Origin of the sequence: Streptomyces sp. NBC_01476, from assembly GCF_036227265.1 — a bacterium.
GTDB lineage: Bacteria > Actinomycetota > Actinomycetes > Streptomycetales > Streptomycetaceae > Actinacidiphila.
The window spans coordinates 1,915,608-1,930,364 of sequence record NZ_CP109446.1 but is presented as its reverse complement, the minus strand read 5'-3'; the positions used below and the strand labels follow the sequence as shown (position 1 = coordinate 1,930,364).

At 71.3% G+C, this 14,757-nt stretch carries 13 protein-coding genes; 12 read left to right on the top strand and 1 reads right to left on the bottom strand.

Annotated features, from left to right (window positions below):
- Positions 1-4: 4 nt before the first annotated feature.
- The 7 genes from OG552_RS08425 (at position 5) to OG552_RS08395 (ending at position 6,082) form a co-directional block, all read left to right on the top strand.
- Positions 5-790: a cell division protein FtsQ/DivIB gene (locus tag OG552_RS08425; RefSeq protein ID WP_329130833.1), complete on the top strand. Its 786-nt coding sequence runs from the start codon at positions 5-7 to the stop codon at positions 788-790.
- A gap of 260 nt (positions 791-1,050) precedes the next feature.
- Positions 1,051-2,271, top strand: a complete 1,221-nt coding sequence (ftsZ, locus tag OG552_RS08420; RefSeq protein WP_329130831.1) for a cell division protein FtsZ — start codon at positions 1,051-1,053, stop codon at positions 2,269-2,271.
- 10 nt (positions 2,272-2,281) lie between these two features.
- The gene (pgeF, locus tag OG552_RS08415; protein ID WP_329130829.1) at positions 2,282-3,019 is read left to right on the top strand and encodes a peptidoglycan editing factor PgeF; all 738 of its coding nucleotides are present in this window, start codon (positions 2,282-2,284) and stop codon (positions 3,017-3,019) included.
- Positions 3,016-3,747, top strand: coding sequence for a YggS family pyridoxal phosphate-dependent enzyme (locus OG552_RS08410; RefSeq protein ID WP_329130827.1), 732 nt, complete (start codon positions 3,016-3,018; stop codon positions 3,745-3,747). The genes pgeF and OG552_RS08410 overlap by 4 nt, the downstream gene beginning before the upstream one ends.
- Positions 3,748-3,841: 94 nt before the next feature.
- Positions 3,842-4,456 carry a cell division protein SepF gene (locus OG552_RS08405; RefSeq protein WP_329130825.1) on the top strand — a complete coding sequence of 205 codons (615 nt, stop codon included), beginning with the start codon at positions 3,842-3,844 and terminating at the stop codon, positions 4,454-4,456.
- Positions 4,457-4,515: 59 nt separating this feature from the next.
- The gene (locus OG552_RS08400) at positions 4,516-4,806 is read left to right on the top strand and encodes a YggT family protein (RefSeq protein ID WP_329130823.1); all 291 of its coding nucleotides are present in this window, start codon (positions 4,516-4,518) and stop codon (positions 4,804-4,806) included.
- A 46-nt stretch (positions 4,807-4,852) separates the two neighbouring features.
- Positions 4,853-6,082, top strand: coding sequence for a DivIVA domain-containing protein (locus OG552_RS08395; protein ID WP_329130821.1), 1,230 nt, complete (start codon positions 4,853-4,855; stop codon positions 6,080-6,082).
- An 81-nt stretch (positions 6,083-6,163) separates the two neighbouring features.
- Here the strand turns inward: OG552_RS08395 and ileS are convergent, their stop codons facing one another.
- Positions 6,164-9,310, bottom strand: a complete 3,147-nt coding sequence (gene ileS, locus OG552_RS08390; protein ID WP_329130819.1) for an isoleucine--tRNA ligase — start codon at positions 9,308-9,310, stop codon at positions 6,164-6,166.
- Between the two features lie 557 nt (positions 9,311-9,867).
- Here ileS and OG552_RS08385 point away from each other — a divergent pair.
- From OG552_RS08385 to OG552_RS08365, 5 genes are all read left to right on the top strand, one after another.
- Complete coding sequence (locus tag OG552_RS08385; RefSeq protein ID WP_329130817.1) at positions 9,868-10,665, top strand: TraR/DksA family transcriptional regulator; 798 nt, start codon at positions 9,868-9,870, stop codon at positions 10,663-10,665.
- A gap of 98 nt (positions 10,666-10,763) precedes the next feature.
- Complete coding sequence (gene lspA, locus OG552_RS08380; RefSeq protein WP_329130815.1) at positions 10,764-11,567, top strand: signal peptidase II; 804 nt, start codon at positions 10,764-10,766, stop codon at positions 11,565-11,567.
- A gap of 18 nt (positions 11,568-11,585) precedes the next feature.
- A complete protein-coding gene (locus tag OG552_RS08375) occupies positions 11,586-12,527 on the top strand; it encodes an RluA family pseudouridine synthase (protein WP_329130813.1) in 942 nt (313 codons plus the stop codon).
- 50 nt (positions 12,528-12,577) lie between these two features.
- Positions 12,578-13,060, top strand: a complete 483-nt coding sequence (locus OG552_RS08370; protein WP_329140660.1) for a GNAT family N-acetyltransferase — start codon at positions 12,578-12,580, stop codon at positions 13,058-13,060.
- 57 nt (positions 13,061-13,117) lie between these two features.
- Positions 13,118-14,710 carry a Na+/H+ antiporter gene (locus tag OG552_RS08365; RefSeq protein WP_329130811.1) on the top strand — a complete coding sequence of 531 codons (1,593 nt, stop codon included), beginning with the start codon at positions 13,118-13,120 and terminating at the stop codon, positions 14,708-14,710.
- Positions 14,711-14,757: the final 47 nt, after the last annotated feature.

Genomic DNA, 14,757 nt, shown 5'->3' with positions numbered 1-14,757 from the left:
CGACGTGCCCCGACCAGCGACCGCAGCCCCCTCCGCCCGGTCCACCGCCCCGGCAGGGGCGGCCGGGACCGGGCGGCGGGGCGGGACACCGCGCGGACGGCTGGTGCTGGCCGGGCTCGTCGTGCTCAGCGTGCTGGTGGGCGGCGGCACCTGGGCGGTGTACGGCTCCTCGCTCTTCGCGGCCACCACCGTCTCGGTCAGCGGCAACCGCGAACTGACCACCGATCAGATCAAGCGGGCCGCCGCCGTACCGCTCGGCGGCCCGCTCTTCTCCGTCGACAACGGCGCGGTGCGCGAACGGCTGCTCAAGGCCCTGCCCCGGATCGGCGCCGTCCAGGTCGGGCACTCCTGGCCGCACACCGTGACGGTGAAAGTGACCGAGCGAACGCCTTCCGCGGTACTCCGAAGCGGCTCCGAGTTCACCGAAGTCGACCGTGCCGGAGTGCGATTCGCCACCGTCGGCCGGGCACCTGCCGGAGTACCGCTGGTGCAATTGACTCCGGTGCAGTCCGCGAGCCTTCTCCATTTCGGAACAACGCGCCTGCTGCAGTCGGCGATTGCGGTCGCCGGCGATCTTCCCGATTCGGTACGGGGCCAGGCGACGGCCATCCGGGTACGTTCCTACGACGGGATCACCGTCGAACTGAACCGCGGGCGCGAGGTGGTGTGGGGGAGCGCGCAGGAGGGATCGCGGAAGGCCGCCGTGCTCACAGCGCTGATGAAGGCCGAGCCGCACGCCGGCCACTACGACGTCAGTGCCCCCACCGCCCCTGCCGCGTCAGGGAGTTGACGCGTGGTCCGACGGGGTCCGCGAGGTGTGCGACCCTGGCTCGTCGGTCGATGGCGTGATCACATAGGGTGAAAAGAAAAACGGTAGGTTCGGCGTGTTCGTTGAACCGCTACCGCTTGTCGACTTAGTGTCCTGTCCCAAGAGAACACGTGGGACAGGCATACTGGTAACCCTAAACCTCACGGTTAGGGTTCAGAACGGCAACCGGCGGGCCATCGACCGTCCCACACGATTCGTAATCGAGGCGAGAGGGCTTCGACGTGGCAGCACCCCAGAACTACCTCGCAGTCATCAAGGTCGTCGGCATCGGCGGCGGTGGTGTCAACGCCATCAACCGGATGATCGAGGTCGGTCTCAAGGGCGTCGAGTTCATCGCGATCAATACCGATGCACAGGCCCTCCTGATGAGCGACGCCGACGTCAAGCTCGACGTCGGCCGTGAACTGACCCGTGGCCTCGGCGCGGGCGCCAACCCCGATGTCGGCCGCAAGGCCGCCGAAGACCACCGTGAGGAGATCGAAGAGGTGCTCAAGGGCGCCGACATGGTCTTCGTCACCGCGGGCGAAGGCGGCGGCACCGGCACCGGCGGCGCCCCGGTGGTCGCCAACATCGCCCGCTCACTGGGTGCGCTGACCATCGGTGTGGTCACCCGCCCCTTCACCTTCGAGGGCCGTCGCCGTGCCAACCAGGCCGAGGACGGTATCGCCGGACTGCGGGAGAATGTCGACACTCTGATCGTCATCCCCAACGACCGTCTGCTCTCCATCTCGGACCGCCAGGTCAGCGTGCTGGACGCGTTCCGCTCCGCCGACCAGGTGCTGCTCTCCGGTGTGCAGGGCATCACCGATCTGATCACCACCCCCGGTCTGATCAACCTGGACTTCGCCGACGTCAAGTCGGTGATGTCCGAGGCCGGTTCCGCGCTCATGGGCATCGGTTCGGCCCGCGGCGACGACCGGGCGGTGGCGGCCGCCGAGATGGCGATCTCCTCGCCGCTGCTCGAAGCGTCGATCGACGGCGCCCGCGGTGTCCTGCTCTCCATCTCCGGCGGCTCCGACCTCGGCCTGTTCGAGATCAACGAAGCCGCCCAACTGGTCAGCGAGGCCGCGCACCCCGAGGCCAACATCATCTTCGGCGCGGTCATCGACGACGCGCTCGGCGACGAGGTCCGGGTCACCGTCATCGCGGCCGGCTTCGACGGCGGGCAGCCGCCGCCGAAGGGCTCCCGGGACCGGGTGCTCAACCCGTACCCGGCCCGCGACGAGGCCGCCCCGGCCGGCGACGTACGGAACGACAGCCCGCGGCCGGCGCCCTCCTACCCGCGCATCGGCGACCTGCCGCTTGCCCCGGCCGAGCCGGAGCGGGAGACCGAGCCGGTCGCCGAGACCCCCACTCCGACGCACCAGCCCGTGGTGCCGCCGGCCCGCCCCTACCAGGACTCGGCCGCCGAGGAACTCGACGTCCCGGACTTCCTGAAGTGACCGCCCGGCAGTGATAGGGCACCGCACAGCAGTGGACGGCGCGCACTTCGCCTTCACCGACAGGTGGGGCGGGGTGAGCGCCGTTCCTCATGACAGCCTCAACCTCGGCGGCGCGGTCGGCGACGACCCGGCCGCCGTGCACGCCAACCGGGACCTCGCCGCCGGCGCGCTCGGCCGCGACCCCGCCCGGGTGGTGTGGATGAACCAGGTGCACGGCCGGGACGTCGCGGTGGTCGACGCCCCCTGGGGCACGGACCCGGTCCCCGCGGTGGACGCGCTCGTCACCCGCAGAACCGATCTCACCCTCGCGGTGCTCACCGCCGACTGCGTACCGGTGCTGCTCGCCGACCCGTCGGCCGGGGTGGCGGCCGCGGCGCACGCGGGGCGGCCGGGACTGGTCGCCGGGGTGGTACCCGCCGCCGTTGGGACGATGGTGGCGCAGGGCGCAGACCCGGCCCGGATCACCGCCGTGCTCGGCCCCGCGGTCTGCGGCAAGTGCTACGAAGTGCCCGCCGCGATGCGTGACGACGTGGCCGCCGTCGTACCCGAGGCGTACGCCGAGACGAGCCGGGGTACGCCCGCGGTCGACGTGAGCGCCGGCGTACGCGCTCAACTCGCGCGCTGCGGCGTGCGGGTGACACAGGCTCCGGCGGTCTGCACGCTGGAGTCCGCCGATCATTTCTCGTACCGCCGGGACCGTGCCACCGGCCGGCTCGCCGGCTATGTCTGGCTGGACGGACTCCGGTGAACGACCCCCGCGCTGCCCGGGCAGCGGAACTCGCCGCGCACCTGGCCCGGGTGGAGGAGCGGATCGCCACCGCCTGCGAAGCCGGCGGCCGGGACCGCAAGGACGTCACGCTGATCGTGGTCACCAAGACCTACCCGGCGAGCGACGTCCGGCTGCTGGCCGGCCTCGGCGTGCGCGAAGTGGCGGAGAACCGCGACCAGGAGGCCGCCCCCAAGGCGGCCGAGTGCGCCGATCTCCCGCTGGGCTGGCACTTCGTGGGCCAGTTGCAGACCAACAAGGCCCGTAGCGTGGTCGGATACGCTGATCATGTGCATTCCGTCGACCGGCTCCGGCTGGTCGGCGCCCTCTCCACCGCGGCCACCGCCGCGGGACGGGAGGTCGGCTGCCTGGTCCAGGTCGCCCTCGACGCCGGATCCGGCGAGCGGGGCGAACGCGGCGGGGTGGCACCCGACGCGGTCGGCGAACTCGCCGACGCCATCGCGGCCGCGGCCGGACTGCGCATCGACGGGGTGATGACGGTAGCACCGCTGGCCGGCGAGTACGCCGGGCAACCCCGAGCGGCATTCGATCGGTTGATGGATATCTCATCCCGGCTGCGGGAGACTCATCCGGCTGCGAACATGGTCTCGGCGGGGATGAGCCAGGACCTCGAGCACGCGGTGGCGGCCGGAGCGACACATGTACGCGTCGGTACGGCGGTGCTCGGAGTCCGTCCGCGGCTCCGGTAACGTCACCGAACAAGTCGGACCACAGCATAAATATGGTGTGGCGGCCGTCCCAACGGCGGCCCAGGACCGCAACCCCGCTGAGAGGACGCAGAGCATGGCCGGCGCGATGCGCAAAATGGCGGTCTACCTCGGCCTCGTGGAGGACGACGGATACGACGGACCGGGTTTCGACCCCGATGACGAGTTCGAACCGGAGATGGCGGCGCCGCCCAGCGGCCGAACCGTCCCCGAGCCCGAGCGCGTTCCTCGGCGTCAGCACGTCCCGGCGCCGGTCCAGCACCAGCCGCCGCAGGACGAGCCGCCCCGGCTCATTCACGCCCCGGCCCCCCGCGAACCGCGGATTGCCCCAGTGGCATCCATCACACCCGAACGTCACACCCTGGAGAAGAACGCACCGGTGATCATGCCCAAGGTCGTCTCAGAGCGAGAGCCCTACCGGATCACGACTCTCCACCCCCGGACCTACAACGAAGCCCGTACCATCGGGGAACACTTCCGTGAAGGTACGCCGGTGATCATGAACTTGACGGAGATGGACGATACGGACGCAAAGCGACTTGTCGACTTCGCGGCGGGTCTGGTCTTCGGTCTTCATGGGAGCATCGAGCGGGTGACGCAGAAGGTCTTTCTGCTCTCGCCTGCTAACGTCGATGTCACGGCGGAGGACAAAGCCCGGATCGCCGAGGGTGGGTTCTTCAACCAGAGCTGAACAGCACGCGACCGCAGGACCAGTCGGGAACGGCAACGATCAGGGGAGAGGGAAGCGCGATGGACATCGCACTCCAAGTGCTGTGGATCGCACTTGCGTGCTTCTTCGCTGTCCTGCTTTTCCGATTGGTGATGGATTACGTCTTCCAGTTCGCCCGTTCATGGCACCCTGGGAAGGCGATGGTCGTCGTCCTGGAGGGCACCTACACTGTCACGGACCCGCCACTCAAGCTTCTGCGGCGGTTCATCCCGCCGTTGCGTCTCGGGGGCGTGGCGCTCGATCTGTCCTTCTTTGTACTGATGATCATCGTGCTCATCCTGCTTCAAGTACTGGGGGGCTTGCGAGGATGACTGGTGCGGGCTACTGATATGTCGACGATCACGTTGAGGTGAAGAGATGCCGCTGACCCCCGAGGACGTTCGGAACAAGCAGTTCACGACCGTCCGCCTCCGAGAGGGCTATGACGAGGACGAGGTCGACGCCTTCCTCGACGAGGTGGAGGCGGAGCTGACCCGACTGCTCCGCGAGAACGAGGACCTGCGGGCCAAGCTGGCCGCCGCGACGCGAGCCGCCGCGCAGAACCAGCAGCAGGGCATGCGCAAGCCGGAACAACAGGACCGGCCGGTGCCCGCCGCCATATCCGGACCGCAGCCGGTGCAGCAGCAGATGCCGCAGCAGATGGGGCCGCCCCAGCTGCCCGGTGGTGCACCGCAGTTGCCGCCGGGGCCGAGCGGCCAGCAGGGTCCCGGTCCGATGGGCCAGCACCCGATGCAGCAGCAGGGTCACCCGATGCAGCAGGGCGGCATGGGCCCCGGTATGCAGCAGCAGGGGCCGATGGGCCAGCACCCGATGCAGCAGCAGGGTCATCCCATGCAGGGACCGCCCGGTATGCAGGGTCCCGGTCCGATGGGCCAGCACCCGATGCAGCAGCAGGGTCCCGGCCCCATGGGCCAGCACCCCATGCAGCAGCAGGGCCCCGGTGGCGACAGCGCCGCCCGCGTCCTGTCGCTCGCCCAGCAGACCGCGGACCAGGCCATCGCCGAGGCGCGGTCCGAGGCCAACAAGATCGTCGGTGAGGCGCGCAGCCGCGCGGAGGGCCTGGAGCGGGACGCCCGCGCCAAGGCGGACGCACTGGAGCGGGACGCGCAGGAGAAGCACCGCGTCGCGATGGGCTCGCTGGAGTCCGCTCGCGCGACCCTGGAGCGCAAGGTCGAGGATCTGCGCGGGTTCGAGCGGGAGTACCGGACGAGGCTGAAGTCCTACCTGGAGTCCCAGCTGCGCCAGCTGGAGAACCAGGCGGACGATTCGCTCGCCCCGCCGCGGACGACGCCGCCGCCGGCGCCGTCGCTGCCCTCCGCTTCTTCGATGACCGGTTCCATGGGGGGCAACTCCATGAGCGGGATGGCTCCCGCGGGTGCCGGGGCGATGGGGCACAACGGGTCGGGTCCGTCGTACGGCGGCGGTCAGGGCATGGGGCACGGCCCCGGGCCCACATACGGAGGGCAGCAGCAGATGTCCCCGGCGATGACGCAGCCGATGGCGCCGGTACGGCCGCAGGGGCCCGCGCCGCTGCAGCAGGCGCCGACCCCGATGCGGGGATTTCTGATCGACGAGGACGACAACTGACCGTTCGACCACGGTGCCGCCCGCACCACCCCAGCTGGGCCCCCCGGTTTCTCCCCGGGGGGCCCAGCTGCGTTCGGTGGATCAGGACTTGCGGAGGTGGAAGGTGAGGCCCAGCGGCTCGTCGGTGAAGGCGGGCCCGAAGTCCGGGGCGGGGGCGCCCTCGGCGAAGTCGGTGGCGAGGACCTCCTCGGCGATCAGGCCCGCGTGGGCCGACAGGGCCGACGCCAGCTCCGGGCTCGCCGCGCCGTAGCGCACCGCGATCCGGTCGGCTACGTCCAGCCCCGAGTTTTTCCGGGCCTCCTGGATCAGCCGGATCGCGTCGCGGGCCAGGCCCGCCAGGCGGAGGGCCGGGGTGATGTCCAGGTCGAGGGCGACCGTCGCGCCGGAGTCGGAGGCGACCGACCAGCCCTCGCGCGGGGTTTCGGTGATGATCACCTCGTCCGGTGTGAGAGTCACCACGTCCCCGTCGACGGTGACCGTCGCCTTGCCGTGTTCGCGCAGGTCCGCCGACAACGCCGCCGCGTCCGCCGCGGCCACCGCCGCGGCGACCGCCTGGACCCCCTTGCCGAACCGCTTCCCCAGCGCCCGGAAGTTCGCCTTCGCCGAGGTGTCGACGAGCGAACCGCCCACCTCGGAGAGCGAGGCCAGCGTGGAGACGTTCAGCTCCTCGGCGACCTGCGCCCGCAACTCCTCCGAGAGCTCCCCGAAGCCCGCCGCGGCGACCAGCGCCCGCGACAGCGGCTGCCGGGTCTTGACCCCGGACTCCGCCCGGGTCGCGCGGCCCAGTTCCACCAGCCGCCGCACCAAATGCATCCGTTCGGACAGCGCCGGGTCGATCCGGTCCGCCGCCACCTCGGGCCAGGAGGCCAGATGCACGGAGTCGGGCGCGTCCGGCACGACCGGGACCACCAGGTCCTGCCAGACCCGCTCGGTGATGAACGGCACCAGCGGCGCCATCAGCCGGGTCACCGTCTCGACCACGTCGTGCAGGGTCCGCAGCGCCGCCGCGTCCCCCTGCCAGAACCGCCGCCGGGACCTGCGCACGTACCAGTTGGAGAGGTCGTCCACGAAGGCGGAGAGCAGCTTGCCGGCGCGCTGGGTGTCGAAGGACTCCAGCGCCTGCGTGACGTCCCGCACCAGCACGTTGAGCTCACCGGCCAGCCAGCGGTCGAGCAGCGGGCGCTCCCCGAGCGCCGGGTCGGCCGCGCTCGGCGCCCAGCCCGCGGTGCGGGCGTACAGCGCCTGGAAGGCGACCGTGTTCCAGTAGGTGAGCAGGGTCTTGCGGACCACTTCCTGGATGGTGTTGTGGCCGACCCGGCGGGCCGCCCACGGGGAGCCGCCGGCCGCCATGAACCAGCGGACCGCGTCGGCCCCGTGCTGGTCCATCAGCGGGATCGGCTGCAGGATGTTGCCCAGGTGCTTGGACATCTTGCGGCCGTCCTCGGCGAGGATGTGGCCGAGGCAGACCACGTTCTCGTACGACGACCGGTCGAAGACCACCGTGCCAATCGCCATCAGCGTGTAGAACCAGCCGCGGGTCTGGTCGATCGCCTCGGAGATGAACTGCGCCGGGTACGTCCGCTCGAAGACGTCCTTGTTGCGGTACGGGTAGCCCCACTGCGCGAACGGCATCGAGCCCGAGTCGTACCAGGCGTCGATCACTTCGGGTACCCGGGTCGCGGTGGCCGAGCAGGTCGGGCAGGGGAAGGTGACCGCGTCGATGAAGGGGCGGTGCGGGTCGAGCCCGGACTGGTCGGCGCCGGTCAGCTCGGAGAGTTCGGTGAGCGAGCCGACGCAGGTCAGGTGGCCGTCGGCACAGCGCCAGATGGGCAGCGGGGTGCCCCAGTAGCGGTTGCGGGACAGCGCCCAGTCGACGTTGTTGTCGAGCCAGTCGCCGTAGCGGCCGTGCTTGACGTTCTCCGGGTACCAGTTGGTCCGCTCGTTCTCCCGCAGCAGCGCGTCCTTGACCGCGGTGGTCCTGATGTACCAGGACGGCTGGGCGTAGTAGAGCAGCGCGGTGTGGCAGCGCCAGCAGTGCGGGTAGCTGTGCTCGTAGGGCACGTGCCGGAAGAGCCGTCCGGTGGCCGCCAGCTCGGCGACCAGCGCCTCGTCGGCCTTCTTGAAGAAGACCCCGCCGACCAGCGGCACCTCGGGCTCGAAGGTGCCGTCCAGGCGCACCGGGTTGACCACCGGCAGGCCGTAGGCGCGGCAGGCTTTGAGGTCCTCCTCGCCGAAGGCGGGGGACTGGTGGACCAGACCGGTGCCGTCCTCGGTGGTGACGTACTCGGCGTTGAGCACATAGTGCGCGTCCGGGATGTCGACGAAGGCGAACGGCCGCTGGTATGTCCAGCGCTCCATCTCGCGCCCGGTGAAGGTCTGCCCGGTCGGCGTCCATCCTTCGCCCAGCGCCTTGCCGACCAGCTGCTCGGCGACGACCAGCTGCTCGGTGCCGTCGGTGGCGACGACGTAGGTGACGTCCGGGTGCGCGGCCACCGCGGTGTTGGAGACCAGCGTCCAGGGGGTGGTGGTCCACACCAGCAGTGCCGCTTGACCGGCCAGCGGGCCCGAGGTCAGCGGGAAGCGCACATAGACCGACGGGTCGACGATGTTCTCGTAGCCCTGCGCCAGCTCGTGGTCGGAGAGGCTGGTCTGGTCGCGGGGACACCAGGGGGCCACCCGGTAGTCCTGGACCAGCAGGCCCTTGCCGAAGATCTGCTGGAGCGACCACCACACGGACTCGATGTAGGAGGGGTCCATGGTCCGGTAGGCGTCCTCCAGGTCCACCCAGTAGCCCATGCGCTCGGTCAGCTCGGCGAAGGCGTCGGTGTGCCGGGTCACCGACTCGCGGCACTTCGCGTTGAACTCGGCGATGCCGTACGCCTCGATGTCCTGCTTGCCGGTGAAGCCCAGCTCCTTCTCCACGGCCAGCTCGACCGGCAGGCCGTGGCAGTCCCAGCCGGCCTTGCGGGTCACATGGTGTCCCTGCATCGTCTTGAAGCGCGGGAAGACGTCCTTGAAGACGCGGGCCTCGATGTGGTGGGCGCCGGGCATGCCGTTGGCGGTGGGCGGGCCCTCGTAGAAGACCCAGTCCGGCAGGCCCTCGGTCTGCTCGACCGAGCGGGCGAAGGTCTTGCGCTCGTTCCACAGCGCCAGCACCTCGTGTTCGAGGGCGGGCAGGTCGACCTGTGCGGGCACCTGGCGGTACTGCGGCTGGCTCGGGGTGTTCATCGGGACCTGATTCCTCCGGCGGACGCTTGTCGCTTGTCGCGTACTTCCGTCGGAGGGACGAGAGCGAGGTGCTCCCGCGGTACCACCCTCCTTGGCGGCGCTCGGTGTCCTCGCGGACGCGCGCCGCCCCCTCATTAGGGGCCGCGAAGCCGGTTCTACTCGCCCGGGGGCTTTCTTCCGGCGGCTCCGGGGTGATCTTCGCACCGCGCACACCCCCGGGCTTCCACCGTCCCCGGGTCGCTCTTGGCTGCGTGCGGCACTACTCGTCCCATCCATGCCTTTCGCTACGGGTCAGTGTACGGCGCCGGACGCGTCGCGGCCGACCGCTTGTCCGGCCGCCCGGGGTGGCCCGCAGACCCGAATGGCGGCTTTCCGGCATGGTCCGGGCGGCGGGCCGGAATACCTCACGGTGAGCTGGGCACAACGGATGGAGACCTGTCTGCCCCTGGGCGGCCGGGTCGGCCAGGCAGCGTGCCCCCGTTGCCGCGGGTCCACGGCCGATTTACCGTTCCGGCACGATTCGCGAACAAGATCACCGAGGTGAAGGGGTCGCCGCCATGGCCGCAGAGAAGACGGTGAGGGGCGCGACGAAGAAGAAGGCGCCGGCCGCGAAGGCGGCGCGGAAGAAACCCGCGGCGAACGCCGCGGGCGGGAAACCGGCGGGCAGGACCGCCGGGTCCGGCACGGAGGCCGAGGCCGCCGGGGCCGGACCGGCCGCCGACGGCTCGACGACGAGCCCGGCCGGCACCGGCGCGGGCCGGCGGAGTCCGGCCCGCAAGGACACGGCCAAGAAGGCCGTGAAGAAGGCGCCAGCGAAGAAGGCGCCGGCCAGGACGGCCGCGGCCGGGAAAGCCGCGGCCGCGAAGAAGACAGGAGCCCGCAAGGTGGCAGCGAAGAAGACCGTGGCCGACTCGGCCGCGACATCGGGGTCCCCGGTCCCCGCCGCCCGTATCGCGGCGCAACCGGGCACCCTGGCCGTCCTCCCCGGCGAGGACCCCTGGACGCCCGAGGAGGTGGAGGAGGCCAGGTCCGACCTGCTGGCCGAGGTCGAGCGGCTGAAGTCCGAGCTGGTCGCGTCCGAGGCAGCCGTCGCGGGCCTGATGCGGGACTCGGGGGACAGCACGGGTGACGAGGCCGACACCGGCAGCAAGAACATCACCCGCGAGTACGAGCTGGCGCTGGCCGCCAACACCCGCGAGACGCTGAGCCAGGCCGACCATGCCCTGCAGCGGCTCGACGAGGGCACGTACGGTCTCTGCGAGGTGTGCGGGAACCCGATCGGGAAGGCCAGGATGCAGGCGTTCCCGCGGGCCGTCCTCTGCCTGGACGACAAGCAGCGGCAGGAGCGCCGCTGAAACCCCGCGGGCGGACCCCCGGCGCGCCTGTGCCGTACCCTCGTCAGCAGTCAGGATTCGGCCTGGCGGGTACGGAGCACGACGGCTGAGGAACTCACGTGACGGAAGCGGAGCGCACCATCACCACACCGGGCACGCCGGACGAGGCGGCGGGGCGCACCGACCCGTCGCCGTACGCCGCCACTCCGGAAGCCGCCCCGGAAAGCGCTCCGGAACCCGCTCCGGAAAGCGCCTCGGAAGCCGCCGCACGGTCCGGGGCGGGCAGTCCGTCCGGAGCCGCCGGCGCGGACGCCGCGGGGGACGCCGCCGAGGACCCGTCCGAGAACGCCGGTTCGGACACCGCCGCGGGCACCGACGGAGGCGGCCTCGGGGCCGAGCAGGCCGCCGGCAGCGGCGCCCGCCGTGACCCGGCCGCCCGCCGGCGGCGGATCGCGGTCCTGATAGGGGTCGCCGCGCTCGCCTACCTCCTCGACCTGCTCTCCAAGCTCTGGGTCGTGCACAGCCTGGAGCACCACGACCCGATCGATGTCTTCGGGCACTACCTGCGCTTCGACGCGATCCGGAACGCCGGCGCCGCCTTCGGTCTCGGCCAGGGCATGACGATCGTCTTCACGGTGATCGCGGTCGGGGTCATCGCGGTCATCGTCCGGCTCTCCCGCCGCCTGTACAGCATGCCCTGGGCGGTCGCGCTCGGTCTGCTGCTCGGCGGCGCCTTCGGCAACCTCACCGACCGCGTCTTCCGCGCTCCCGGCGGCTTCCAGGGCCGGGTGGTGGACTTCATCGCGCCCGAGCACTTCGCGGTCTTCAACCTCGCGGACTCGGCGATCTGCTGCGGTGGTGTGCTGATCGTGCTGCTCTCCTTCCGCGGTGTGGACCCGGACGGCACCAAGCAGCACGGCTGAGGCGCCATACTCGATCAGGTGAGCACCGTTCCCGAAGTCCGTTCCCTGCCCGTTCCCGATGGCCTCGAAGGCGAGCGCGTCGACGCCGCCATCGCCCGTATGTTCGGTTTCTCGCGGACCAAAGCCGCCGAGCTGGCCGCTGCGGGCAAGGTCTCCATCGACGGCTCCGCCGCGGGCAAGTCCGAGCGGGTGCACGGCGGCGCGTGGCTCGAAGTCGAGATGCCCGCGCCGGCCGAACCGGTCCGGATCGTCGCCGAGCCGGTCGAGGGCATGGAGATCATCCACGACGACGACGACGTGGTCGTCGTGGTCAAGCCGGTCGGGGTCGCCGCCCACCCCAGCCCCGGCTGGACCGGCACCACCGTGATCGGCGGCCTGGCCGCGGCCGGCTACCGGATCTCCACCTCGGGCGCCGCCGAGCGCCAGGGCATCGTGCACCGACTGGACGTCGGCACCTCCGGGCTGATGGTGGTGGCCAAGTCGGAGCGGGCGTACACCCTGCTCAAGGCACAGTTCCGGGACCGGGTGGTGGACAAGCGCTACCACGCCCTGGTCCAGGGCCACCCCGACCCGATGAGCGGCACCATCGACGCGCCCGTCGGCCGGCACCCGCAGCACGACTACAAGTGGGCGGTCACCGCCGACGGCAAGCCCTCGGTCACCCACTACGACCTGATCGAGGCGTTCCGCTCGGCCAGCCTGCTCGACATCAAGCTGGAGACCGGCAGGACCCACCAGATCCGGGTGCACATGTCCGCCCACCGGCACCCGTGCGTCGGCGACCTCACCTACGGCGCCGACCCCACCATGGCCAAGCGGCTGGGCCTGACCCGGCAGTGGCTGCATGCGGTACGGCTCGGCTTCGAGCACCCCGCCGACGGCGAGTGGGTCGAGTTCGCCAGCGGCTATCCGGCCGACCTCCAGCACGCGCTGGACGTCGTGCGCGCGGACAGCGAGTGAGCGGCGGTTTTCCGGTGGTGCGGATCGTGCCGGCCGACGAGCCGGCCGGCATGGCCGAGGTGCACGCGATCCGGCACGAGGTCTTCGTGGTGGAGCAGGACGTACCCCCGGACCTGGAGTGGGACGGCAAGGACGACCGGGCCGTGCACGCGCTGGCCGAAGGCGCCGGCACCGGCCGGCTGCTGCTCGGCGAGGACGCCGCCGGGAAGAACGGCGGCGACCCGCGGCTGGCGGTGCTCGGCCGGCTCGCCGTGCTCAAGGCGGCCCGCGGCGGCGGTGTCGGCGCCCGGCTGGTGCGGGCCCTTGAGGAGGAGGCCGGCCGGCTCGGCCTTGCCGGGATCTACCTGGAGGCGCAGGTGCACGCCCTGCCGTTCTACGAGCGGCTCGGGTACACCGCCTACGGGCCGGAGTTCATGGACGCCGGGATCGTGCACCGGGCGATGCGGCGGGAGTTCAGCCGCGGCCCCGCGGACGGCCCGCAGCCGCGCTCCGGTACGAACCGGGACAGCGAAGCGACCGCCGCGACGAAATAGCCGTCCGTCCGGCGATTGACGGCCCCTCATCCGTAATGGACATGGCACCCTACGGGCGTGGATCAGCTCGCCCTGTTCTTTGTGCTCATGCTCGCGGCCATCGTCGTGGTGCCGCTCAGCGACCGGCTGAAACTGCCGGCGCCGGTGCTGATGACGCTGCTCGGCGGTGTGCTGGCGCTGATCCCGTTCGTGCCGAACGTACGGATCGACCCGGACCTGATCCTGCCGCTGTTGCTGCCCCCGCTGCTCTACGCGGCCGTACAGCGCACCTCCTGGCGGCAGTTCGCGGCCAACAAGCGGGCCATCCTCCTGCTCGCGGTGGGGCTGGTCTTCGTCACCACCGCGGCGGTGGCCGCGGTCGCCGACGCGGTGGTGCCCGGGATCTCGCTGGCCGCCGCCTGCGCGCTGGGCGCGCTCGTCGCGCCGCCCGACCCGGTGGCCGCCACCGCGGTGGCCGGCGCGCTGGGGCTGCCCCGCCGCATGATCTCGATCCTGGAGGGCGAGGGGCTCTTCAACGACGTCACCGCGATCGTGCTCTACCACGTGGCGGTCGCGGCGGCGGTCTCCGGCGAGTTCTCGCTGCCGCACGCGGCGCTTGAGCTGCTGCTGTCCGCGGTGGTCGCGGTCGCCGTCGGGCTGGCGCTCGGCTGGGCCGCCAACAAGCTGATGGGCGTGGTCGGCGACGCCACCTTGCAGATCGGCCTGTCGCTGCTGGTGCCGTTCGCCTCCTACGCGCTCGCCGAGGAGTTCCACGGCTCGGGGGTGCTGGCGGTGCTCACCACCGCGCTCTTCCTGGCCGAGCACGCCTTCGAGGCCGACGACGTCCAGGCCCGGCTGGTGGGCAACACCTTCTGGGAGATCGTGGACACCCTCATCACCGGTATCGCGTTCGGCCTGATCGGCCTGGAACTGCACACCGTCTTCAACGTCGGCGCCGGCTACCGGGGGGAGATGCTGCAGCACGCGGGCCTGGTGGTGGCCGTCGTGGTCGGGGTGCGGCTGCTCTATCTGCTGCCGGCCTCATGGGTGGCCAGACGGCTGCACACGCTCCGGGACATGGACGAGGACATCCCGATGACCTGGCGGGAGACCGTCATCATGTGGTGGTCGGGGATGCGCGGGGTGGCGTCGGTGGCGCTGGCGCTGGCGATCCCGCTCACCACCGACCACGACGGGCGCTTCCCGGCCCGCGAGGAACTGCTCTTCATCGCCTTCGCGGTGGTGCTCGCCACCCTCGTCGTGCAGGGGCTCACCCTGCCCTGGCTGGTCAAGCGGCTGGGCGTGCGCAGCGACATCGAGGCCGAGCACGACCTGGAACGGGCCCTGGCGGTACGGGCGATGACCGCTGCCAGGAGCAGGCTCAAGCAGATCGAGCGCGATGAGGAACTGGACGAGGAGCTGATCGAGATGCTCTACCGCCGGGCGCTGGAGGTCGGCGCCCGCATCTCGCCGGACATCGTGGACGAGGAGCGCCGCGGCAGTCACGCGCGGCGGCTGGCCCGGCTCAAGGCGCTGCGCCGCATCCAGGAGGACATGCTCTCCGCGGCCCGGCACGAGGTGCTGGCCGCCCGCAGCGAGCCGGGCAACGACCCGGAGATCGTCGACCGGGTGCTGCGGCACCTGGATCTGCGGTCGATGCGCGGACTGTAAGAACACCTGCGGCCCGTGGCCCGTGGTCCGGGTCGGGGCCCGCGCTC